Below are 22,392 nucleotides of genomic sequence, written 5' to 3'. Positions count from 1 at the left end.
CCTCAATTTTTAATTATTTATAAATTCTTGCAGGAGCTGGTCAGTTTCATAGAGTGGCAATCCTACTACCGCGTAGTAGCTTCCTTCGATACGAGAGACAAATCGCCCTCCGAGTCCTTGAATTCCATAACTGCCAGCTTTATCTTGCGGCTCACCACTTAACCAGTATTGTTGTATTTCGTATTCAGTTAATGGCTTGAACCAGACGTCGGTTTTTACAATAACAGACGTTTGCTTGTCCTTAGCAACGACACTTACGGCCGTCAAAACTTGGTGCTGATTATTCGATAACTGGCTTAACATTCGCTGTGCATCAGCGTAGTCATTCGGCTTTTCAAGCACTTGCCCATGCAGTACAACAACGGTATCAGAGCCGATAACGATGGCAGGATTCTGCGAAGCAACATTCACCAGCACATAGCCCGCCATGGCTTTTTCTAGTGATAAACGTTCAACGTATGCTTCTGCGGATTCATTCACCCCTTTAAGCTCTTCAATATCAGGGCTTACGGCATGAAAATCATAGCCTAGTTGCGTCAGTAGCTCTTTGCGTCGAGGTGAAGTCGACGCTAACACGATAGCGTATTGTGATAAATTATCTGACATGCCAATGCCTTCTCATGCGGCGCAACAATAAAAACATCCATGGCCAAAGTATACAGTTAATCAAACCACTCCACAGCGACATTGGATTAAAAGTTACGTCTTGGATCAAATACTCACCGAAAAATATTGCGACCTCTAGGGCCATAGAAAGCAAAGCGATCACCGTTGCTTGTTGCCACAACGCCATATTGCGAAGGACCAAAAAATTCAGTGCCACTACGTAGATGATGATAGACATCATCATGCCACGAATCCCTAAGGTCGAACCAACGAGTAAATCCCATACTAGGCCGACAACAAGGGCGGTACCGACATTGATACGATGCGGTAACGCCAACACCCAATAACACATCACCAACAATAGCCATGAAGGGCGAATAAAATCGAGCACTCCTGGCCATGGGATGGTTTGTAAAGTAAGCGCGAGCAGTAATGACACACCAATTACTAACTGGCTGCGAAATCCACGATTAGTCATAGTCTAGTTCTCGTCTCTTATTCCGCATTAAGTGTCGCTTCAACTTCTTGCTGCTGCCTATCTTGATTAGGCCAAATCAGCAGTAAGTATCGTAAACGATCAAAATCCACGACAGGTTCTGCGATGATGCTGGCAAATTCGCGTCGGTTATCTCGCTGCACTTTTCTAACATACGCAACGGGATAGCCCTCTGGATATATGCCTCCCAATCCCGAGGTAACAAGAAGATCTTCCTGCTGAATATCCGTGCTCGTTGGAATATGCTCTAGTTGAATCTCATCGACCAATCCATTTCCAGAAGCGATCACTCGAATATCATTACGAATTACTTGCACGGGAATCGCACTGTTTGAATCGGTTAACAACATGATTCGGCTATTGTGAGCCCCCACAAACGTCACCTGTCCAACGATACCATTTTCGTTGATGACAGGTTGGCCTTCATACACACCGTCTGTTTTTCCTTTATCAATCACGACTTGGTGACGATAAGGAGAGGTGTCTACCGCCATCACTTCCGTGACCATTTTCTTTTCGTCTCGTACAAATGACGACCCAAGCAGATCACGAAATCGTTGATTTTCTTCTCGGTATTGATCCAGCAAAATCAAATCGCTCTTTAAGCGTAAAACCTCTCGTTTGAGGTTAATATTTTGCTCAGCTAGACCTTGGCGGGTATTAAAGCGCTCATACACACCATCAAACATACTTCTCGGTAGATTAGCGGTGTATTGAATAGGGGCTACCACACTATTCAGTAAATAGCGTACGTGGGAGAAGGTATCTAAACGACTATCAGCCAGCATTAAGCCAGCTGATAAGGATACCGCAAGAAATAGGCGAAGTTGTAAGGATGGACCTCGACCAAATATTGGTTTCATGAACTCATTATCCTGGTGTGGACTCTAGCTTCAGTACCACACCAAAACCAGAGTGAAACCATTATTCTTCAGTAAACAGATCGCCACCGTGCATGTCGATCATTTCTAACGCTTTACCGCCTCCACGAGCAACACAAGTCAGAGGGTCTTCTGCGATAACAACAGGAATGCCTGTTTCTTCAGTGATAAGACGATCGAGATCGCGCAGCAATGCACCACCACCCGTCAATACCATTCCATTTTCAGAAATATCAGAAGCTAACTCTGGCGGACACTGCTCAAGAGCAACCATAACGGCAGAGACAATACCGGTCAACGGCTCTTGAAGCGCTTCTAGGATTTCATTTGAGTTGAGACTGAAACTACGAGGCACACCTTCAGCAAGGTTACGACCACGAACTTCGATCTCATTGACCGTATCACCAGGATACGCAGAGCCAATCTCATGTTTGATTTTTTCAGCGGTTGCTTCACCAATCAAGCTGCCATAATTACGACGAACGTAATTGATAATGGCTTCATCGAAACGATCGCCACCAATACGCACTGAAGATGAGTACACCACACCATTCAGTGAGATAACGGCGACTTCTGTAGTACCGCCACCGATATCGATAACCATAGAACCGGTTGGCTCAGATACACGTAAACCGGCACCAATGGCTGCCGCCATTGGCTCATCAATCAAATACACTTCACGAGCGCCCGCACCCAGAGCCGATTCGCGGATTGCACGACGTTCTACCTGAGTTGAACCACAAGGTACACAAACCAATACACGTGGACTTGGCTTTAAAACGCTGTTGTCGTGTACTTGTTTGATGAAATGCTGCAGCATTTTTTCAGTCACATAAAAGTCGGCAATTACGCCATCTTTCATCGGACGAATGGCCGAAATGTTACCCGGTGTACGGCCTAACATTTGCTTAGCCGCATGGCCAACGGCCGCGACGCTCTTTGCAGAGCCAGCACGATCTTGGCGAATAGCGACTACAGAAGGCTCGTCTAGTACGATGCCCTGCCCTTTAACATAAATCAGTGTGTTGGCAGTACCTAGATCTATCGATAAATCGTTAGAAAACATGCCACGCAGTTTTTTAAACATATTCTTCGCTCGTCCTGCAAGAATGAGAAGACAAAAATTGCACTAAATGTACCAATGCGTTGCCATATCAGCAAGGCATTGAGGCAGAAACATGGGGGGAAAACCCCATTTTCTTACAGTTTCCTTACTTAACGCAAAAAATTGACAGTAATTAGCGGCAAACTCACTTTATTTCTTCTTTATAAGTGACTCATTCAATGTGGGGTTATTCGTCATTCGTGATAACAAAACTTCACAATCACTAGGTTTTACGCCAACGATTGCGACGACCCGGTTTGATTACGGCTGTTTTTACCGAGGCCTCAGGTAGCAATTGCGTTTCAGGAGCAAAGTAACGTCCCTGCCCACCAGAAACACCTAAATCAATGAGGGTATGCCACTCTTTTTTGCTTTCCACTCCAACCGCGATGACCTTAGTGGGTGAATCACCACACGCTCCAACCATGCTGCGCACAAACAGTTGGTTCTCGTCTCGTTGATCGATCTTTTTGATCAAACTACGGTGCAACTTCAGGTAATCAACTTTCAGATCTTTAATGTAATGAGTACTGACAATCGAACGGCCAGCTTGGCCAACGATAACGGTACACCCTAAACCAGATAGCATTCTAATGACAGGACGAATATAGTCCAAGTGCTGAATGACTCTCGCTTCAGAAAATTCAAATGATAATTGCTGTCTTTGAGCAATAGGCATCTGTAATAACTCATCCCTAAACCATTTGAAGTGACGCTTGTTAGCAAAAGGAACCACATACAGATTAATGGAGATCGGGAGGATATTTTTACCTTGCTTTATATTACGAAGCACCTTGTTCAAAACAGAACGATCTAAATTGGATTCATACCCCACTTGAATCAGCGCCGAGTGGAAGCGAGAAGCTTTGATCACTCCTCTCTCTGGATCTTCAATTCGAGCGAATAGCTCACGGTGAAGCGTACTCAGATCTTGGCCTTTTTCATACAGGTAACAAGGCTGGGAAAAAATCAACAAATTGTCCGGTAGCAGCGCTTTATCGAATAAGGTTCGCCAGCGCACACTGCCACGCTCATCCATACTTTGCGTTTGTTTACTAAACCGGCTCCAGTTATTGGCTTTTTGAAGCTGAGCACTTTTCAGAGCCGTTTCCGCCTCTTCCATAACTCGTCCCTGGCGCTCTGATTCCGCATACATACTCACACCAATGTGGCACCAGTTATCTTCATCAAGTGGCGTAGGTGGCGTCACCTTTTCTAACTGGCGAAGGCATTGATTGGCCAAACTCCCCAAATCTTTAGCACTCTGATGGGGAACAAAAACTGCAAAGTCGGCATCAAAGTATCGAGAGAAGATCGCATCTGGGTATTTTTGTACCGCATTAGAGATGACCTCGCCCACTTCAATCAAGAAGTCATCGGACACCGCTTTACTATTTAGCTCACTGACCTGATCCCAATCTTCAATGCGAAACAGCATCACACCACCCTGAGCACCGCTTTCCAGTAACGCAGACTCAAGTTTGCTATCAAAAAGCATACGGTTTGCACTGCCTGTCAATGGATCAAGGAAGGTTTGAGTACGAATAAAAGTGTCGAAGCGGCTGCGCTCTTGACGAGCATCTTGTAGCTCCTCAATCAATATATCTAACGCTTCACTCGCAGTGTAAGGCCACTCGCGTAAATCACCTTTTGCATACTGTTCAACCCGCCCACCTAAGATCATTCGCCCTCGCTCTTCAAGCAGTTCCGATCCAATAAGCTGCGCTCTGACCCATTTCACTCCCTGCACTAAGCAAAAAACAATCAAACCAAAAGCCAATGTAACAGACCACATCGCCTCTAAAGAATAGCGGACCCCCAGGTAGGGCGGAAGTGCTGTAAAGCTGATGGTATAGCCGTCATTACGCTCTAAGGTATACGTTTTTTCGTAGGTGATCGTGCGGTCGATCATTGGGGAAGTGTTTTTGTAGCGGTAAACGACACCAGCTGAAGAAGATAGCTGCATCTCAATAATATTACTGGCTTGCAGCATTTTAGGCATCCAGCGTTGCATTATGTATGCCGCGTCAGGATCTTCAAGTTCTTTGTCGATCACCTTCACGATGCCTGACAAATGGTGGTTAAGGTATTCTTGACCCATTTTTTTTATCGACAGCGTACCACCGACAAACAGAATAAAAACCGCACTGAGCACTATCACCGTGACAAACGCCACTAAGCGAGTACTCAATTTCAAGGTTGGGGTTTGTCTCATAAATGCTCAAGTCCTTTTTGATCCATTTATCTTCTCTACTCGAGAGAAAGGTTCACGCAGTACATTATCGATAATGCTTAAATACCGACAACAATGTTACGTTAACTATTTGTTATAACAGATTTATCAGCAAACGTACGTTTCATTCGTCACGCTAATTCTAATAAACGAAAAAAACCGCGAAATACTCGCGGTTTTTTTATTCGAGCTGCAAGCAACGTTATTGCTTACTATCACGACCAAGCTAAAACGGGATGTCGTCATCAAAGTCCATTGGTGGCTCGTTGTATTGCGGCTGTTGCTGCGCTGGTTTTTGCTGCTGAGCAGGCTGCTGCTGTGCTTGTTGAACCGGCTGCTGTGGCTGGCCCCAACCTTGTTGAGGTTGTTGTGCTTGTTGCTGCTGCATGCCGCCTTGGTTCATTCCACCTTGTTGCATCGGAGCACCGCCGCCTTGACGACCACCAAGCATTTGCATCACGCCATTGAAGCCTTGAACAACCACTTCGGTTGTATAGCGGTCTTGACCACTTTGATCTTGCCACTTACGCGTCTGCAATTGACCTTCAATATAAACTTGAGAGCCTTTTCTTAGGTATTCGCCTGCAACTTCAGCCAGCTTTCCAAACAAAGCAACACGGTGCCACTCTGTTTTTTCACGCTGTTCGCCCGTTGCTTTATCACGCCAAGATTCTGACGTGGCGATTGTGATATTCGCTACCGCACCACCGTTTGGCATGTAACGAATTTCTGGGTCGTTACCTAAGTTACCCACTAGAATGACTTTGTTTACTCCACGGCTTGCCATGTTTTGCTCCGTAACCACAATAGATGTCTTAAATTAGCGCAACAGGATAACACGATACGCCATTTCGACAACAGTGCTTAATACATCAATCCGCAGATTGGCTCTGTACGCTCACTGTCATCTTGCACCGCTAAAAAATCAACTTGTTATTTATATCAGTTACTTAGATTTTTTAAGTGACTCCCAAATGTTTAGTACTGCCCTAGCACCTCGCCACCGTATTCGTCAGCATGCATAAAACACTGGGAGTAACGATACCTTTATGCGAACAAGTAATTACAAACGCGTCATTCAACATGTCACGCTGAGCACCACAGCCTCCGACCCTCTAATCCAAAGGCTGTCAGCATTAAGTATCAATGAAATCAAAACTATCGAACCTGAAAGTTTGCTGATTGCCGGCAATAGTGTACGGAACCGGATCTTATTATTCGACTATCACGAATCCCTCGATATGTTTCAACAAGTTCTCAAGCTACCGCTCGTCAGCAAGCATTTTGAGACGATTTTAGTCAATGTCCCACATAGACTTACGACGGAAGAAATTCTTAAGTACGGCCATATCAAAGGCCTCTTTTATAGCCACGAATCGCCAGAAAAAATTGTTATCGGATGCGGTGAGATTATTAATGGCAAAAATTGGCTGCCAAGAGACGTGTCGAGCCAATTACTGCATCATTATCGACACGTTGTCGCAGCGAATACCTCACCGGCAGTGGTCGATCTCACCGTCAGAGAAATAGACATACTTCGCAGCTTGCAGTCTGGCGCCACCAATATGCAAATGGCGGAAGACCTTTTTATCACCGAATCCACCGTCAAGTCACACTTGTATCAGGTGTTTCGAAAACTCTCGGTAAAGAATCGTTTACAAGCCATTGCCTGGGCGAATCAGCACCTACTCTCTTAAAATATGACCCTAGACTCTTAATAAACGATGTTAACTAAGTCGCAATAATGTCGCGTTATTGCTGTTGGATATCGCTGTTATCTCAAATTAATTAGCGGTAGACTAGCAAGATAACCGTCGTTGGCGATACGATGTAAATATTATAAAGATAAAGGGTTTTATCATGATCAAAAAGTGCCTGTTCCCAGCCGCTGGCTATGGAACGCGTTTTCTTCCGGCAACAAAATCAATGCCAAAAGAAATGATGCCAGTCGTTAACAAACCACTCATTGAGTACGGTGTTGAAGAGGCGATTCAAGCCGGAATGGATGGGATGTGCATCGTCACAGGCCGTGGTAAACACTCCATCATGGACCATTTTGATAAAAACTATGAGCTAGAGCATCAGATCAACGGCACAAACAAAGAAGCACTGCTTGACGATATTCGCGATATCATCGAATCAGCGCAGTTCACTTATGTCCGTCAGCGTGAAATGAAAGGCTTAGGTCATGCTATTTTAACGGGACGAGAATTAGTCGGTGATGAACCATTTGCTGTTGTGTTAGCGGATGACCTTTGTGTTAATGAAGAGCAAGGCGTACTGGCACAAATGGCGGCACTCTACAAACAGTTCCGTTGTTCAATTGTCGCGGTTCAAGAAGTGCCAGAAAGTGAAACGCATAAATACGGCGTGATTTCCGGTGAAATGATTAAAGACGACCTTTACCGCGTCGACGACATGGTAGAAAAGCCAGAAGCGGGCACAGCACCAAGTAATCTTGCTATTATTGGTCGCTACATCCTAACCCCAGATATTTTTGAGCTTATTGAGCAAACCGAGCCAGGTAAAGGTGGCGAAATCCAAATTACCGATGCGTTGCTTAAACAAGCAAAATCAGGCTGTGTCTTAGCGTATAAATTTAAGGGCAAACGTTTTGATTGCGGCAGTGTTGAGGGCTACATCGAAGCCACTAACTACTGCTTTGAAAACCTTTACCTAAAAGATGAAAAAACCTCAGAGCTTGGCAAACACGCGACGAAAAAAGCGTAATCTATTGCCAATCCCTGTGTTATCAGACGCCACTTTCTCTTAAGAAGTGGCGTTTTTTGTCGACGCTTCCATAGCTTTAAGCCTGTTTTTTTATCCAGTATTTCTTTGCACAAACTTCACACTATGTAATACTTATCGCACTGCATATTACATGAGTGGCAACAATGGATAAGATCGAAGTTAGGGGTGCTCGAACCCATAACCTAAAAAACGTCAGCCTCACGATTCCTCGCGATAAACTCACTGTCATTACCGGCCTTTCCGGATCTGGCAAGTCATCGCTTGCATTCGATACCTTGTATGCTGAGGGGCAAAGACGCTACGTCGAATCATTATCGGCGTATGCGAGACAGTTCTTATCCTTGATGGAAAAACCCGACGTCGACCATATCGAAGGGCTTTCTCCCGCCATCTCTATTGAACAAAAATCCACATCACACAACCCGCGCTCAACCGTTGGTACGATCACCGAGGTATACGATTACTTACGTCTCCTGTATGCCCGTGTTGGAGAGCCTCGTTGTCCTGAACACAAAACACCTCTCGCCGCCCAGACGGTCAGCCAGATGGTGGATAAAGTACTGGAGCTACCCGAAGGCTCAAAGATGATGCTACTCGCACCTATCGTAAAAGAGCGTAAAGGGGAGCACGTAAAAACACTCGAGAATCTGGCCGCACAAGGCTTTATACGCGCTCGTATCGACGGTGAAACCTGTGATCTTACCGATCCGCCCCCATTAGAGCTGCATAAAAAGCACACCATTGAGGTCGTTGTCGATCGATTCAAGGTCCGTGATAACCTACAACAACGACTCGCTGAATCCTTTGAAACCGCATTAGAGTTATCAGGTGGCATTGTCGCCGTGGGTTGGATGGATGATGCCGAGAAAGACGATATTATTTTTTCAGCTAATTTTGCTTGCCCGTATTGTGGCTACAGTATTCAAGAATTAGAACCTCGACTGTTTTCATTCAACAACCCTGCTGGGGCTTGCCACACCTGTGACGGCCTGGGCGTACAACAGTATTTTGACCCCGCCCGTGTCATTCAAGATGAGACCATCAGTATCGCTGAGGGGGCTATTCGTGGCTGGGATCAAAAGAATTACTATTACTTTCAAATGCTTTCTTCATTAGCCAAGCACTATGATTTCGATTTATTTGCGCCCTTTAAGTCACTGCCGAAAAAAATAAGAGACGTCGTACTTAAAGGGTCAGGACGCACCGAGGTTGAGTTTAACTATGTGAATGACCGAGGCGACATTCGAGTTAAACATCACCCATTTGAGGGTATTTTGAATACGCTTGAGCGTCGTTACCGTGATACCGAATCGAACTCCGTACGTGAAGACCTAACGAAATATATCTCGACCAAATCTTGTACCTCTTGCGGAGGGACTCGGTTAAAAGAAGAAGCACGCAACGTATTCATCCAAGACACCACGCTGCCTGAGATTGTCGAGATGAGTATCAGTGACGCGATGATCTTTTTCCACTCACTCTCCTTAGAAGGTCAGCGAGCGCAAATAGCCGATAAGGTGATGAAAGAGATCAATGACCGGTTACAATTTTTGATTAATGTTGGACTGAATTACCTCAATCTATCTCGCAGTGCGGAAACATTATCAGGTGGTGAAGCGCAACGTATTCGTCTAGCAAGCCAAATTGGTGCTGGGCTTGTTGGTGTCATGTATGTTCTCGATGAGCCGTCAATTGGCCTTCATCAACGTGATAATGAACGCCTACTCGATACACTCATCCATCTGCGTGATTTAGGTAATACCGTGCTGGTGGTTGAGCACGATGAAGAGGCGATTCGCACTGCCGATCATGTCATTGATATTGGCCCTGGAGCCGGTGTCCATGGCGGTTATATCGTTGCAGAAGGCACGATTGATGACATTCTCGCTTCCGAGGCCTCATTAACGGGGCAGTACTTAAGTGGCAAACGTGAGATTTCGATTCCTAAGCAACGCACGCCTTTCGACCCAAAGAAAGTTGTGACCTTATCTGGTGCGACGGGCAACAATCTTAAGAACGTCGATTTAACGATCCCTGTGGGGTTATTTACCTGCATCACTGGCGTCTCAGGATCGGGGAAATCAACCCTAATCAACGACACCTTCTTTAAGCTTGCTCATACCCAGCTTAACGGTGCCACGACAGCTGAACCATCACCTTATAAGAAAATTGAAGGGCTCGAGCACTTTGATAAGGTCATCGATATTGATCAAAGCCCAATAGGCCGAACACCCCGCTCAAACCCTGCGACATACACCGGTATTTTCACGCCGATTCGAGAACTGTTTGCAGGCACGCAAGAATCACGTTCTCGCGGTTACAAACCCGGTCGATTTAGCTTTAATGTACGAGGCGGACGATGTGAGGCCTGTCAGGGTGACGGCGTGATTAAGGTGGAAATGCACTTTTTACCCGATGTATACGTCCCTTGTGATATCTGTAAAGGTAAGCGTTACAATCGCGAAACCTTAGAGATTCGCTACAAAGGTAAAACCATCGATGAGGTCTTGCAGATGACCGTTGAAGATGCACGAGAATACTTCGATCCTGTACCGATGATCGCCCGTAAGCTACAAACATTAATGGATGTTGGCTTGTCTTATATTCGTTTAGGTCAAGCAGCCACCACACTCTCAGGTGGCGAGGCACAACGCGTGAAACTCGCGAAAGAACTCTCCAAACGAGACACAGGTAAAACACTCTACATTCTTGATGAGCCGACGACCGGCCTTCACTTCCATGATATTGAGCTACTGTTGTCGGTGTTACATCGCCTGCGTGATCATGGCAATAGCGTCGTAGTGATTGAGCACAACCTTGACGTGGTAAAAACCGCTGATTGGGTGATCGATCTTGGTCCAGAAGGTGGGCAAGGCGGTGGTAAAATAATTGCAGAAGGTACACCTGAATCTGTGTCACAAGTCGAAGGTTCACATACCGCTCACTTCCTAAAACCGCTGTTACTTCCTAAAGACGGTGTGACTTCCTAAAAACTATGTTAAAAGAATAAATAGTCCCTATTGACTAAGTGCCTACTTCCTAGGCACTTAGTTTTTCTTAGCTATAGTGAAACCAGACTTACGATGGCAACAACATTTATCAATGGCACTGAATTAGCCACTATCACCACGCGCCCACCACTGAACCGAAAATTTTTATCGGCAATGGCAGTGGTGTATCTCGTTGCTATGCATTTCTTTTGGCCTAATCCCGGTGGTATTGGCCTTGCGTTGTCATTTAACAACACGACCTGGATTGCCTTTAGTGTGGCCTTCGCCATTGGGCTATACCAATTGGGCAGTAATCAGTACTTACGCTTTAGCAAGCTCACCATTGGGTTGCTATTTGCATGTGTGCTGCTGACGTTGCCGTTATTGTATAGTCAGCCTAACATTGGCAGCGTTTTACCCCGCTTCATCACGCTGTGGAGTGGCTTCTTATTTTTTGTTCTACTGCAACAATTTCAATTTACTAATAAACAAAAACAACGGCTGCTGTGGTTGATAGTTCTCGCCAGCTTAATGGAAGCTATCTTAGGCTACATCCAATTTTTTTGGCTACCTGTTGATAATATTTTTGGTTACAACGCAATCGCCAATCGACCTTATGGGATATTTCAACAGCCCAATGTCATGGCTAGCTTCCTCGCCACCGGCCTAGTGCTGTCTGGCTACTTACTCGCTCGACAAAAGCACAAATATCATCGTCGAATCAGTGATGTATCCTTATTGTATTTGACCCCTATCGTCTTAATTCCATTGATCGTTGTACTGGGTTCAAGAACTGGCTGGCTGGGCGCGTCTACTGGCGCTTTGTTTTTGGTGCCCTACCTATATCGTCACTCCACTCGCAAACGCTTTCGCGGCTGGACGCTCGCAAACTTAACCGGCTTGGCATTAGGCATGCTACTCGCTTTTGGTGGCAGTGGAAATCCTACACTCATCGAAGATAAATCCACACTACAAGACGTGAGAACAACGCTGTATAGCCAATCTATTGATATGTTGATAGAAAAGCCTCTGACAGGCTATGGGCTTGGCAAGTTTGAATCGGAGTACATCCTTTATACCGCGCGACAACATCAGCTCAATGAGCAATTTGAACCAGGTATGCCCGCGTTAGATCATCCACACAATGAACTGCTCTTTTGGGGAATAGAGGGGGGGATCGTGGCTATTTTAGGTATTATTTTGGCTGCCGTGTTTATTTTAAGCCGTATCTATACCTCCAAACCAGGAACACGGCTGGCTATCTTTGCGCTCTTTATTCCTATCATTTTACATACGCAACTTGAGTATCCTTTCTACCACTCATTGGTGCATTGGCTGACATTTATTGTCTTAATTTATTGGGTCGACCAACGAGGTTCTCAGTTAAAACAAACCTCATTTTCTCGCGTAACAAAAACGTTAGTTCGAGTCATGTCACTCGTGGTTCCCATCGTAACAACCGCCTATATGGTGGCAGCATTGCATACTAACTATGTACTCACACAGTTCGAGCATAGTAAGCCTCGTAATCCTGATATTTTGCAGCAAGTCTCAAACCCTGTCGTTTGGAAAGATCGGTATGACTGGGATGTATACAGTACCTATCTAAAAATTGGATTGAGCAGCCAGCAACCTCAATATATTCAGCCATACATTGACTGGTCAATTAAGATCATAAAACGTAAGCCGCGACCGGCTTTCTACCAAAACCTGATCCTCGCGTACTACGCTATTGGTGATAGCAGCCGGGCATTGCAAGTGCTTACAGAAGCTGAATACTTGTTTCCTAACGAAACGTTTTCGGGCCAGGCGGTCAGCACCAACGAACGTCCGCCATCATCGTCCCGACCAACCGACCCAACGGGTCAATAACGCGACTCAAGAATGGCGCTAATCGCGCCTATTCGACCAACACTCCCATCAGTGAGTATGAGCAAGTCGCCGATCTGTAAGGCGACGCTCTATTACCCAGCCCATTCATAAAGCGCAGGCACTTCTATCAATTCATTGTCAAAGCGGATTGTCACTGATTGGGGGCTTATTTCTACGATTTGAACGTTGTTCAACCGATCCCCTTCTCTCAGCTCCTGACCATTAATTTTTATCCACCGACGATTCGAATCTGAAGAATACATATGCGTTTGAAGGTTCATTGCAGGGAGGCGACCTTGATATTTGCTTTCATTATCTTCAAGCGATATACGATTGGTGGTCACAGGGTTAGGGGTATCTATCTGACTCATGGCCGATGCCACTTTTCGAGCAATTTCAGGATCAAGCCCACTCAGATCTAAGCTTTCAAGAGTAAACGGCTCGTCTGGTACATTACGCTCTGCTGGCGACTGTGACTGTGACTGTGATTGTGATTGTGATTGTCTGTTATTATCACTCGATGAATGGATAGCTAATAACGCAGGATCCACACTCTCCTGTTTTTGAACAGAGGGTTGCTCAATGATCGGCCTCTTATCTTCAGGCAATGTATTGAGCGGCCCAAAATCTGGATAAGTAAGAACGAGAACATCACTGTCGGACTTAATGACTTCACTCTGTTCCGATTCACTTGAAGTCGAGTCAGTATTCATTTTTTCCAATGACGTGACCTTCGAGGTCGTCGTAGACCCTAAAGCCTCTTCTGAGGCAAAAGACGGCATTGAATGCACCACAGGCCACAAAATCAAACCACTAAGCGCAACAAGTGTCATCGTGTTCAATCGGTTACATTGCATGCTTAACCTCCTTTACAGAGGCGTCAAGCGTCAATGATGGAGCATCAGCTTGTGTTAACAGTTCGAGGGTTTGTAGGGTATTTCGCCCTGCAATACCATCAACATCCATGTGTTGCCAGCGTTGAAACACTTCAACTTTCCTCTTTAATTGCTGATCGAAAACATTATGACCAGACGGTTGACTCCCTAAGACCTTTGATAACTTTTCATCCAAGATCTGTACCGCTTCTCCTGTTTGATTTAGCCTCAGAGTTTGAGTCAATGCCCGCTGCCAGATAAAGTAATATTCACCCGTCCATAATGATTCCAATGTATCAATCGACACCTGAAGCCGCTCTGAACCATTGAGGATCTGTGCATGGGTGTCTGACAGTTTGTACAGCACAACATAACTTTCGCGTCCATCTAAATACATCGGCATCATGACCGGTAAATTGTTATCCCGCACTTGCTGCAACGTACCTAAACGCTTCTGGCAGACAAATGTACTGTTGCCATCACCTTCACACATACCATCAAGGACACTGGCTCGATACCCCCAAATTTTATACAACTCTTGTATTGCGGCGACTTTATCCGACCTTAAAAATACCGAATCTATCAATGTAGCAGAATACCCCATGCGTATTTGGGTTGCTTCAAACGATGTAACGCTAGGATCAACATGAGACGTATTCGTGAGCACCTTAGAATCAGAAACCATCGCCTCACCCGCTGGGCTTTTTTGGCTTTGTGGCCACAGTGCCAACAGCTCCGGCCCTTTGAAATAAAGCAACAAGGCCAGCGACATTCCAACCGTTCCTAACGACATATAACCGACAATCGTACGGATATTGATGGCATTTGGTGTCGCTCTCGAATGATGTGAACCATTAACAAAACCCGGAGCTTGAAATGATAAAATGTCTTCGCTCGCCTTTTGCGCTAGTACTTTTGATACGTCTTTTTGTCCGGAGTGATAGGCGTACTGTAGAGACTTGTCGGCAATAAGATTGATAAGACGTGGGATTCCTTGGCTTGAATGATTGATCACCGAGACCGCACTTTTTGAAAAGAGCGTGCTTTGGCCACCAGCCATCGAAAGACGAAACTCTATATATTGGCGAGCTTCCCCCTCAGTAAGTGGCAGCAAATGGTAGCGTCCGGTAATTCGTTGTGCGAGTTGACGCAGTTGCATAGTACGCAGCTTATCTTGCAGCTCTGGCTGCCCAATCAATAATACTTTCAGTAATTTGCGGTCATCCGTTTCCAAATTAGTCAGTAACCTAAGCTGCTCTAACACATCGGCTGACAGGTGTTGCGCCTCATCAATGACCAGTAACGTGTTGACGCCCTGCTCTTCATTGCTTTGTAAATAACGATAAATTGCCTGACTAAGCTGCTTGAGCGAGGCTCTTTCTGGGTAGGTTAAACTGAATTCATCGCAGATTGCTTCAAGTAGATCTTGGCTAGAAAAGGTGGGATTGAGAATGAATCCAGAGGCTGTTTTATCATCAAGCGCCGCTAACATCGCTTTAGCCACGGTTGTCTTACCGGTGCCAACTTCCCCAGTTAACATGGCAAAACCACCACCTTGCCCTAATCCAGCCTGTAGGTGCTGCATGGCTTCACGGTGTCTCTGGCTCAAAAAAAGATAACGAGAGCTCGGCACAATTGAAAACGGTACCTCGTGGAAACCAAAAAAATCCTTATACATTCTCTCGTCCTTACATTATGACAAAAAGCAAAGTACCATTGGGCTTAATGAATGCCAACGGCAAAGTGTGAAAAAGGGGAGCCAATTTGCAAGTCTATCTTGTTGGTGGTGCGGTACGTGACCACTTACTCAACCTTGAGGTATATGACAAAGACTGGGTTGTGGTTGGAGCCACACCAGAACAAATGCTCACCGCAGGTTTTCAGTCTGTGGGTAAAGACTTTCCTGTCTTCTTACACCCTAAGAACAAACAAGAGCATGCCCTTGCTCGTACGGAGCGTAAAACAGGTCATGGCTACACTGGGTTTGAGTGTTTTTCCTCTCCCGATGTCTCCTTAGAAGAAGACCTACTTCGTCGCGACCTCACCATTAATGCCATGGCTCAAAACGAGCAAGGTGATATTATCGATCCCTACCAGGGACAAATCGATCTAAAGCAGCGCCTCTTGCGACACGTTTCGCCCGCTTTCGTTGAAGACCCGCTGCGTGTGTTACGCGTTGCACGCTTTGCAGCTAAACTGCATCATCTTGGTTTTCAGGTTGCGCCAGAAACTATGTCCCTCATGCAATCCATTGTATCAAATGGCGAACTCGCTCACCTGACACCGGAACGAGTTTGGCAAGAGTGGCATAAGTCGTTATCCACGCCCCATCCTGAAATATTTCTGACCGTACTAAGAGACTGTGGCGCACTGCGTGTGGTATTGCCTGAAATCGACGCCCTCTTTGGCGTACCACAGCCTGAAAAGTGGCACCCTGAAATAGATACGGGTGTACACACCTTATTAGTGACGCAGCAAGCTAGCCGGTTAACTAAAGACACCACCATTCGTTTTGCGGCTCAAGTTCATGATCTGGGTAAAGGTGTCACGCCACAAGAGGAATGGCCGAGCCATAAGCGACACTGTCATACTGGACAAAAACTGATAAAGCAGCTTAGCCAACGTATTCGCGTGCCCAATGACTACCGTGACCTTGCCGTGGCGGTCTGCGCTCAGCATTCAAATATTCACAGAGCGAGTGAACTCAAAGCCACAACATTTATTAAGATATTCTCACAACTCGATGTTTGGCGAAAACCCGCTAAATTAGAGCAGATTCTCCTTTGTTGCCAGGCCGACCACCTTGGTCGCAAAGGATTAGAGATGATGCCATACCCGCAAGCCGATCGAGTGAGGGCGGCTTATCAAGCGGCGCTGTCTGTGAATGTACAGGCGATTATTGCCGATGGGTTCCAAGGTAAAGACATCAAAGATGAGTTGGATAAGCGCCGTGCAGATGCAATAAAGCAAACCCTAATAGCCTTAGATTCTTAAAGTCTTGGACTCTTAGACTCTTAGACCAATAATATAGACGGATAGAACAGAGTAGGCGCGATGCGCATTGAAACCGTTGAGCACGTAATTGGACAACTACGTGCTCAACCCTTATTCATTACGCCATCAGCAAAAACGCAAACAAGCCAAAGCCTAAGATTAATCGATAAATAACAAAGGGCATCATGCCCATTCGTGAGATCAATTTTAGGAAGTAATGAATACAGATGTATGCACTAATAAATGATACCACCATCCCCGTTAGCAAATAGCCAAAGTGGATCGGCTCTGAGCCGGTCACGAGCTTCATACCAAGATACGAACCCGCTAGAGTAATGATTGGGATCGACATCAAGAATGAGAACCGAGCGGCCGCTTCGCGTGTGAAGCCCAGATAAAGAGCGGCTGTAATTGTCGCGCCAGAACGAGACGTACCCGGAATAATCGCCATCGCTTGCGCAAAACCAATGAACAATGCTTTCTTCCAACCAGCCTGATATTCATCGGCATTTTGCTGCGCGTGTTTATCGACCCACCACAACAACAAACCAAAAATAATGGTGGTCGTTGCAATCACATAAGCACTGCGTAAGTACAGTTCGATAAGGTCCTTCATCAGCAATCCTAAAATACAGGCCGGAATGGTCGCCAGTACAATCATCCAGGCAAGCTTAGATTCTTTGCTTCGCTCACCTTTAAAAATAGAAGCGAACAAAGCGCTAAACAGCGTCACCACTTCTTGTCTAAAATAGATCACCACGGCGACCAACGTACCAATGTGTACCGCCACATCAAAGGCAAGTCCCTGATCTTCCCAGCCAAGAATGGCAGAAGGCAAGATTAAGTGCGCCGAGCTTGAGATAGGTAAAAATTCGGTTAGCCCTTGAATCAAGGCTAAGATAAAGGCTTCAAAATAACTCATTATTCACTGCTACCACTAAAACGTTTCGGTCCAGCCCGCAAAGCTGTGCTCTGTAAGACTGATTAAAGGTTAAGATCGATGGTTCTAAGTTCAACGGGATCAGACATAGCCTGCCAAATTTGCGTCACCGTGCGACCATCTTGAGGGATCACTAGATCCGGAGCCAGATCATACAGGGGTTGTATGACAAAAGAATATTTAAAGATATCTTCTCGTGGCAAAATCGGTTTTTTTTGTGAAATTTCATTTCCAAACAGTAAAATATCAAGATCTAATGTTCTGTTTTGAAATTTCTTGGCTCCTAACTCTCGCCCCCACTTCACTTCAATTTCTTTCAGTGCGGCGCTTAATGATGCCACCGTGTGTGAGGTTTTTATTCGCACCACGAGATTATAAAATTCATTGCCTGAGAATCCATAGGACTCAGAAGCGTACACCGGTGAAAAGGCCGTATCTTGACTCAATAATTCAAGCTCTCGGCACGCCGCTACAATGTGTTTTCTACGATCAATATTGGAGCCAACCCCAATATAGGCAATGGTCATGCCTGACCTCTTTCGATCACAACGCCAACACCGCTGGCTTGTGCAACTGCCCCTGGTTTAGTCAAACGAATCTTAACCCACGGCACTGAAAACTGGGTTTGAATCAATGCAGCAATCTCTTCTGCGACACGTTCCACCAAAAGAAAACGCCCACTTTCGATGTGATGAATAACTGCCGTACTCACTTGAGAGTAATCAAGCGCGTCTTCTACGTTATCACTCTTCCCTGCTGGCGCATTGTCGTGTGCCATTTCAATATCTAAAACCAGCTTCTGCTTAATTTCTTGTTCCCAGTCATAAACACCAATGGTGGTTATTACTTCAAGCTGCTCAATAAATACTTTGTCCAATGCCATGATTTGTCCTTTATTAGAGGTCGGATACCCATTTGTTGGGAAAAAACGTACTATTGCCGATATGATATCAGTCCCTATTGATAATTTCTTGAGAAAAGGTATGCAATGACACCGTTAGCGCTCGCCATGATCATCATCGCTTATTTACTCGGCTCCGTGTCGAGCGCAGTGCTGATCTGTCGCTTATTGCACCTACCCGATCCAAGAACGGTGGGTTCTCAAAACCCTGGAGCAACCAACGTTTTACGACTAGGCGGAAAAAGTGCCGCTGCCGCAGTATTGCTGTGCGATATGCTCAAAGGAACGATACCGGTATGGATTGGCTACTATCTAGATATCGACCCTATCATTTTAGGTGTGATCGCGATTGCCGCATGCTTGGGTCATATGTATCCGTTGTTTTTTCATTTCACTGGGGGAAAAGGGGTCGCGACAGCATTAGGAGCGATAGCTCCGCTCGGTTGGGATCTCACAGGGCTGATCACTGGCACTTGGCTGATTGTTGCGTTGATCTTTCGCTATTCGTCTTTGGCTGCTATCACAACCGTGATGCTCGCGCCACTTTACACTTGGATGGTACGACCGGTGTTTACACTCCCTGTCGCGATGTTGAGTTGCCTCATCATTTTGCGCCATCACCAAAATATTCGTCGCCTATTTGACGGCACAGAGCCAAAAGTTGGACAAAAAAAAGCACCGTAAACGGTGCCTTTTCTGAAAAATGATCTCTATTCGGCGTGCTGCGCTAAAAATTCTTGCAACTTAGCGGTTACGACATCGGGCTGCTCAAGGTTGCTAATATGCCCTGCACTTGGAATCACCATCAACTCGCTACCTGACACTAAATCTTGCATCAAGTAGGACTCTAATACTGGTCTTGGCTTATCTTCTGCGCCCACCGCAATCAATGTTGGTAACGCGAACTTCTCAAGCTCATCACATAGGTCTCGTCGACCAAATACCATGCGGCCAATACGTGCAACCTCGACCGCCTCTTCACCTTGCAAGTTAGAGAGTTGACTGGTGAATGCCTCGACTAACCGTGGCGTGTTATTCACAGCATCTTGCGCAAAGAACATAGGCACAACGGCGTCGACGATCGCTTGAGGTACGGCTTTGAGTTGTGTGATGGTATCTAACATCGCAAAGTATTTAGTGTGCATGACTTCAGGCTCAAGCCCGACAAAGGTGTCCATCATGACCAAGCTTTTCACGCGAGACGGGACGAGTGAGGTCAACTCTGCGCCCCACATACCGCCAACAGACAAACCAACAATAGAGAATTCATTGATATCGAGCTCATCTAACAATGCCACGATATGCTGAGCATAGTCGGTAAGGTTGCGCATAGACGTTGGGGCTGAGTCAGACTCTCCATGTGCCCAAAGATCTGGAACAATGCAACGATAATGTTGACTCAAGGTGGCTATTTGCGGTGCCCACATATTACTATCCCACAAATAACTGTGACCAAAAACGACAACTGGGCCAGAGCCTATATCTTGATACGCCATCATTTGGCCATCAATAGAAAACTGTTTCATTGTTCTTATTCCCTATATTTTTTATTAAGATAGCACGCTTTAAAAGTAACAAACCTTAGGTGTTTTGTTTAAATTTGTTATTGAAAAAGGCCACTGATGTGACCTTTATTCTAACCTTGGGGGAATGACAATATTGAGTGACTGCGGTATTGAGTTGCTACAGTATTAAGCGGCTATGATGTCTAGCCACTTGAGTCATAAACTCACTCTCGTCTATTTAATCTTTAATCGGTGTTAACTGATCAATTGGCCAGCGAGGTGTGGCTTCTACTGCCATATCAGCGATATCTCCATTCTTTAACCGTTGCATTCCAGCATAAGCAATCATGGCACCGTTGTCCGTACAGAACTCAGTACGAGGATAATACACCTCTCCACCGACCTTCTTGGCCAGTGCCTCAAGCTCTTGACGTAGGAATTGGTTTGCGCTCACGCCACCAGCAATCACGATTCGCTTCATTCCCGTTTGCTTTAGTGCCCGCTTACATTTTATTGCTAACGTATCACAGACGGCTTCTTGGAACGCATAAGCGATATCAGCACGAGTCTGCGGATCATCGTCATTGGCTCGTATCGTGTTTGCAGCAAAGGTTTTTAAACCCGAAAAGCTCATATCCAGACCGGGTCTATCCGTCATCGGTCGTGGAAACTTAAAACGACCTTTGGTGCCTTTTTCTGCCAATTTTGACAACAACGGACCACCAGGGTATTCAAGCCCCATCAACTTTGCGGTTTTATCGAAGGCTTCGCCCGCAGCATCATCAATGGATTCACCTAAAATTTTATAATCACCGATACCTTTGACCTCAACGATCATGGTATGACCACCAGATACCAATAACGCGATAAAAGGAAACGGCGGTGGGTTATCTTCTAGCATTGGCGCTAACAAATGCCCTTCCATATGGTGCACGGGTACCGCTGGCACTCCCCATGCGTACGCCATACTACGACCAATTGTGGTACCAACAAGCAAGGCACCAACAAGGCCTGGACCAGAGGTGTAAGCAACACCATCAAGATCTTTTGGCGTTAAATTCGCTTCAGCCAATGCCGCTTTGATCAATGGGATCGTTTTTTTTACGTGATCACGAGAGGCTAACTCAGGCACCACACCACCATAATCAGCATGCAATTTGACTTGGCTATAGAGTTGATGTGATAGCAGGCCTTTCTCGTCATCATAGATGGCGATACCCGTTTCATCACAAGAGGTTTCAATACCTAAAATGCGCATAATGTTCTCGACATATTTCGAAATTGGCGCAATATTACCTCGTCATCGCCTCTCAAACAAATTTTGTACAAGAGATAAGCGGAAAAACACTTTACAAAGCCCATCTGATCGGATTAAAATTCCGCACCATTTTTGATTTAGCTGGTTTACCGATTAGAACTAAGGAATTTCTTAGGGCTAACAACAAAAGCACCAGCATTAATGAACAGATAAACCCTGAGGTGAAAGGCATATGCCAGTAGTTAAAGTACGTGAAAACGAACCGTTCGACGTTGCACTACGTCGTTTCAAGCGCTCTTGCGAAAAAGCAGGTATCCTTTCTGAAGTGCGTCGTCGTGAGCACTATGAAAAACCTACTACAGTACGCAAACGCGCTAAAGCAGCAGCTCAAAAGCGTCACGCTAAGAAGCTAGCTCGCGAAAACGCACGTCGCGTTCGCCTGTACTAATAACTAGGTCCCAAGAGGAATTTAGTTATGGCTCTTATTGAACAACTCAAAGAAGAGCAAAAGATTGCGATGAAAGCCAAGGACAAAGCTCGCCTTGGCACTATTCGTTTAGCCCTGTCAGCAATTAAGCAACGTGAAGTCGACGAACGGATTACTCTGAACGACGATGACATTATTGCAATTCTGACAAAAATGGTTAAACAACGTCGCGATTCTGTCTCTCAATTTGAAGCTGCGAATCGTCAAGATCTCGCGGATGCAGAAAAAGCTGAAATTACGGTTCTTGAGGATTTTATGCCTCAACCACTGACCGAAGACGAAGTAAGCGCGCTTATCGCAAGTGCTATTACAGAATCTGGTGCCGCTGGCATGCAAGACATGGGCAAAGTAATGGGCGTGCTGAAGCCGCAGATTCAAGGCCGAGCAGACATGGGTAAAGTAAGTGGTTTAGTTCGCGCTAAACTGGCTTAGTCACCCAATCGAATTGCAACAAGCCGTGCTATCCTCTGGAGTGCACGGCTTGTTTGTATCTCAACT

At 45.7% G+C, this 22,392-nt stretch carries 21 protein-coding genes; 8 read left to right on the top strand and 13 right to left on the bottom strand.

What is annotated here, in order from left to right; all coding sequences use genetic code 11:
- Nucleotides 1-9: 9 nt before the first annotated feature.
- The 6 genes from AB4405_RS05220 to AB4405_RS05195 form a co-directional block, all read right to left on the bottom strand.
- Entirely contained in the window at nt 10-606 is a 597-nt protein-coding gene (locus AB4405_RS05220) for a nucleoside triphosphate pyrophosphatase (protein WP_372059909.1), read from the bottom strand.
- Nucleotides 596-1,084, bottom strand: a complete 489-nt coding sequence (mreD, locus tag AB4405_RS05215; RefSeq protein WP_372059908.1) for a rod shape-determining protein MreD — start codon at nt 1,082-1,084, stop codon at nt 596-598. Before mreD ends, AB4405_RS05220 begins: the two co-directional genes overlap by 11 nt.
- A gap of 17 nt (nt 1,085-1,101) precedes the next feature.
- Nucleotides 1,102-1,965 carry a rod shape-determining protein MreC gene (mreC, locus tag AB4405_RS05210; protein ID WP_372059907.1) on the bottom strand — a complete coding sequence of 288 codons (864 nt, stop codon included), beginning with the start codon at nt 1,963-1,965 and terminating at the stop codon, nt 1,102-1,104.
- A 61-nt stretch (nt 1,966-2,026) separates the two neighbouring features.
- The gene (locus AB4405_RS05205) at nt 2,027-3,070 is read right to left on the bottom strand and encodes a rod shape-determining protein (protein ID WP_102469850.1); all 1,044 of its coding nucleotides are present in this window, start codon (nt 3,068-3,070) and stop codon (nt 2,027-2,029) included.
- A gap of 241 nt (nt 3,071-3,311) precedes the next feature.
- Nucleotides 3,312-5,303 (bottom strand): RNase E specificity factor CsrD, encoded by a 1,992-nt coding sequence (gene csrD, locus AB4405_RS05200; RefSeq protein WP_372059906.1) that lies wholly within the window; start codon nt 5,301-5,303, stop codon nt 3,312-3,314.
- A gap of 244 nt (nt 5,304-5,547) precedes the next feature.
- A complete protein-coding gene (locus tag AB4405_RS05195) occupies nt 5,548-6,108 on the bottom strand; it encodes a single-stranded DNA-binding protein (RefSeq protein ID WP_372059905.1) in 561 nt (186 codons plus the stop codon).
- Nucleotides 6,109-6,370: 262 nt separating this feature from the next.
- Between AB4405_RS05195 and AB4405_RS05190 the strand changes: the two genes are divergently transcribed.
- From AB4405_RS05190 to AB4405_RS05175, 4 genes are all read left to right on the top strand, one after another.
- Nucleotides 6,371-7,018 (top strand): LuxR C-terminal-related transcriptional regulator, encoded by a 648-nt coding sequence (locus AB4405_RS05190; protein ID WP_102469847.1) that lies wholly within the window; start codon nt 6,371-6,373, stop codon nt 7,016-7,018.
- A gap of 163 nt (nt 7,019-7,181) precedes the next feature.
- Nucleotides 7,182-8,051: a UTP--glucose-1-phosphate uridylyltransferase GalU gene (gene galU / locus AB4405_RS05185; protein WP_372059904.1), complete on the top strand. Its 870-nt coding sequence runs from the start codon at nt 7,182-7,184 to the stop codon at nt 8,049-8,051.
- 164 nt (nt 8,052-8,215) lie between these two features.
- Nucleotides 8,216-11,062 carry an excinuclease ABC subunit UvrA gene (gene uvrA, locus AB4405_RS05180; protein ID WP_372059902.1) on the top strand — a complete coding sequence of 949 codons (2,847 nt, stop codon included), beginning with the start codon at nt 8,216-8,218 and terminating at the stop codon, nt 11,060-11,062.
- 93 nt (nt 11,063-11,155) lie between these two features.
- Entirely contained in the window at nt 11,156-12,934 is a 1,779-nt protein-coding gene (locus tag AB4405_RS05175) for a PglL family O-oligosaccharyltransferase (RefSeq protein WP_372059901.1), read from the top strand.
- A 92-nt stretch (nt 12,935-13,026) separates the two neighbouring features.
- Here the strand turns inward: AB4405_RS05175 and AB4405_RS05170 are convergent, their stop codons facing one another.
- Together AB4405_RS05170 and AB4405_RS05165 are read right to left on the bottom strand one after the other, a co-directional pair.
- Nucleotides 13,027-13,791 (bottom strand): general secretion pathway protein GspB, encoded by a 765-nt coding sequence (locus AB4405_RS05170; RefSeq protein ID WP_372059900.1) that lies wholly within the window; start codon nt 13,789-13,791, stop codon nt 13,027-13,029.
- Nucleotides 13,781-15,487, bottom strand: a complete 1,707-nt coding sequence (locus tag AB4405_RS05165) for an AAA family ATPase (protein ID WP_372059898.1) — start codon at nt 15,485-15,487, stop codon at nt 13,781-13,783. The genes AB4405_RS05170 and AB4405_RS05165 overlap by 11 nt, the downstream gene beginning before the upstream one ends.
- Nucleotides 15,488-15,573: 86 nt before the next feature.
- On the opposite strand from AB4405_RS05165, the gene AB4405_RS05160 reads away from it, so the two are divergent.
- Complete coding sequence (locus AB4405_RS05160) at nt 15,574-16,803, top strand: multifunctional CCA addition/repair protein (protein WP_372059897.1); 1,230 nt, start codon at nt 15,574-15,576, stop codon at nt 16,801-16,803.
- A gap of 118 nt (nt 16,804-16,921) precedes the next feature.
- Here the strand turns inward: AB4405_RS05160 and AB4405_RS05155 are convergent, their stop codons facing one another.
- The 3 genes from AB4405_RS05155 to folB form a co-directional block, all read right to left on the bottom strand.
- Nucleotides 16,922-17,725: an undecaprenyl-diphosphate phosphatase gene (locus AB4405_RS05155; RefSeq protein WP_372059896.1), complete on the bottom strand. Its 804-nt coding sequence runs from the start codon at nt 17,723-17,725 to the stop codon at nt 16,922-16,924.
- Between the two features lie 62 nt (nt 17,726-17,787).
- The gene (folK, locus tag AB4405_RS05150) at nt 17,788-18,270 is read right to left on the bottom strand and encodes a 2-amino-4-hydroxy-6-hydroxymethyldihydropteridine diphosphokinase (RefSeq protein WP_372059895.1); all 483 of its coding nucleotides are present in this window, start codon (nt 18,268-18,270) and stop codon (nt 17,788-17,790) included.
- Nucleotides 18,267-18,626 carry a dihydroneopterin aldolase gene (gene folB, locus AB4405_RS05145; RefSeq protein ID WP_102469838.1) on the bottom strand — a complete coding sequence of 120 codons (360 nt, stop codon included), beginning with the start codon at nt 18,624-18,626 and terminating at the stop codon, nt 18,267-18,269. The genes folK and folB overlap by 4 nt, the downstream gene beginning before the upstream one ends.
- Before the next feature lie 105 nt (nt 18,627-18,731).
- On the opposite strand from folB, the gene plsY reads away from it, so the two are divergent.
- The gene (gene plsY, locus AB4405_RS05140) at nt 18,732-19,328 is read left to right on the top strand and encodes a glycerol-3-phosphate 1-O-acyltransferase PlsY (protein ID WP_372059894.1); all 597 of its coding nucleotides are present in this window, start codon (nt 18,732-18,734) and stop codon (nt 19,326-19,328) included.
- Nucleotides 19,329-19,354: 26 nt separating this feature from the next.
- On the opposite strand, the gene AB4405_RS05135 is transcribed toward plsY, so the two are convergent.
- Both AB4405_RS05135 and tsaD read right to left on the bottom strand, forming a co-directional pair.
- Nucleotides 19,355-20,170, bottom strand: coding sequence for an alpha/beta fold hydrolase (locus AB4405_RS05135; protein ID WP_372059893.1), 816 nt, complete (start codon nt 20,168-20,170; stop codon nt 19,355-19,357).
- Between the two features lie 217 nt (nt 20,171-20,387).
- Nucleotides 20,388-21,407 (bottom strand): tRNA (adenosine(37)-N6)-threonylcarbamoyltransferase complex transferase subunit TsaD, encoded by a 1,020-nt coding sequence (gene tsaD, locus AB4405_RS05130; protein ID WP_372059892.1) that lies wholly within the window; start codon nt 21,405-21,407, stop codon nt 20,388-20,390.
- Nucleotides 21,408-21,639: 232 nt separating this feature from the next.
- Here tsaD and rpsU point away from each other — a divergent pair, with 232 nt between their 5' ends.
- Both rpsU and AB4405_RS05120 read left to right on the top strand, forming a co-directional pair.
- Nucleotides 21,640-21,855, top strand: a complete 216-nt coding sequence (rpsU, locus tag AB4405_RS05125; RefSeq protein ID WP_001145625.1) for a 30S ribosomal protein S21 — start codon at nt 21,640-21,642, stop codon at nt 21,853-21,855.
- Between the two features lie 27 nt (nt 21,856-21,882).
- Complete coding sequence (locus tag AB4405_RS05120) at nt 21,883-22,326, top strand: GatB/YqeY domain-containing protein (RefSeq protein ID WP_102469834.1); 444 nt, start codon at nt 21,883-21,885, stop codon at nt 22,324-22,326.
- The last annotated feature ends 66 nt before the right edge of the window (nt 22,327-22,392 follow it).

The sequence above is a fragment of the Vibrio sp. 10N.261.51.F12 genome, from assembly GCF_041471725.1.
GTDB lineage: Bacteria > Pseudomonadota > Gammaproteobacteria > Enterobacterales > Vibrionaceae > Vibrio.
This window is presented reverse-complemented; position numbering and strand designations above follow the sequence as displayed.

Excerpts from the sequence above, each read along its gene's own strand:
- AB4405_RS05220 (WP_372059909.1), bottom strand. The coding sequence starts at position 606 with ATGTCAGATAATTTATCACAATACGCTATCGTGTTAGCGTCGACTTCA.
- mreD (WP_372059908.1), bottom strand. The coding sequence starts at position 1,084 with ATGACTAATCGTGGATTTCGCAGCCAGTTAGTAATTGGTGTGTCATTA.
- mreC (WP_372059907.1), bottom strand. The coding sequence starts at position 1,965 with ATGAAACCAATATTTGGTCGAGGTCCATCCTTACAACTTCGCCTATTT.
- AB4405_RS05205 (WP_102469850.1), bottom strand. The coding sequence starts at position 3,070 with ATGTTTAAAAAACTGCGTGGCATGTTTTCTAACGATTTATCGATAGAT.
- csrD (WP_372059906.1), bottom strand. The coding sequence starts at position 5,303 with ATGAGACAAACCCCAACCTTGAAATTGAGTACTCGCTTAGTGGCGTTT.
- AB4405_RS05195 (WP_372059905.1), bottom strand. The coding sequence starts at position 6,108 with ATGGCAAGCCGTGGAGTAAACAAAGTCATTCTAGTGGGTAACTTAGGT.
- AB4405_RS05190 (WP_102469847.1), top strand. The coding sequence starts at position 6,371 with ATGCGAACAAGTAATTACAAACGCGTCATTCAACATGTCACGCTGAGC.
- galU (WP_372059904.1), top strand. The coding sequence starts at position 7,182 with ATGATCAAAAAGTGCCTGTTCCCAGCCGCTGGCTATGGAACGCGTTTT.
- uvrA (WP_372059902.1), top strand. The coding sequence starts at position 8,216 with ATGGATAAGATCGAAGTTAGGGGTGCTCGAACCCATAACCTAAAAAAC.
- AB4405_RS05175 (WP_372059901.1), top strand. The coding sequence starts at position 11,156 with ATGGCAACAACATTTATCAATGGCACTGAATTAGCCACTATCACCACG.
- AB4405_RS05170 (WP_372059900.1), bottom strand. The coding sequence starts at position 13,791 with ATGCAATGTAACCGATTGAACACGATGACACTTGTTGCGCTTAGTGGT.
- AB4405_RS05165 (WP_372059898.1), bottom strand. The coding sequence starts at position 15,487 with ATGTATAAGGATTTTTTTGGTTTCCACGAGGTACCGTTTTCAATTGTG.
- AB4405_RS05155 (WP_372059896.1), bottom strand. The coding sequence starts at position 17,725 with ATGAGTTATTTTGAAGCCTTTATCTTAGCCTTGATTCAAGGGCTAACC.
- folK (WP_372059895.1), bottom strand. The coding sequence starts at position 18,270 with ATGACCATTGCCTATATTGGGGTTGGCTCCAATATTGATCGTAGAAAA.
- folB (WP_102469838.1), bottom strand. The coding sequence starts at position 18,626 with ATGGCATTGGACAAAGTATTTATTGAGCAGCTTGAAGTAATAACCACC.
- plsY (WP_372059894.1), top strand. The coding sequence starts at position 18,732 with ATGACACCGTTAGCGCTCGCCATGATCATCATCGCTTATTTACTCGGC.
- AB4405_RS05135 (WP_372059893.1), bottom strand. The coding sequence starts at position 20,170 with ATGAAACAGTTTTCTATTGATGGCCAAATGATGGCGTATCAAGATATA.
- tsaD (WP_372059892.1), bottom strand. The coding sequence starts at position 21,407 with ATGCGCATTTTAGGTATTGAAACCTCTTGTGATGAAACGGGTATCGCC.
- rpsU (WP_001145625.1), top strand. The coding sequence starts at position 21,640 with ATGCCAGTAGTTAAAGTACGTGAAAACGAACCGTTCGACGTTGCACTA.
- AB4405_RS05120 (WP_102469834.1), top strand. The coding sequence starts at position 21,883 with ATGGCTCTTATTGAACAACTCAAAGAAGAGCAAAAGATTGCGATGAAA.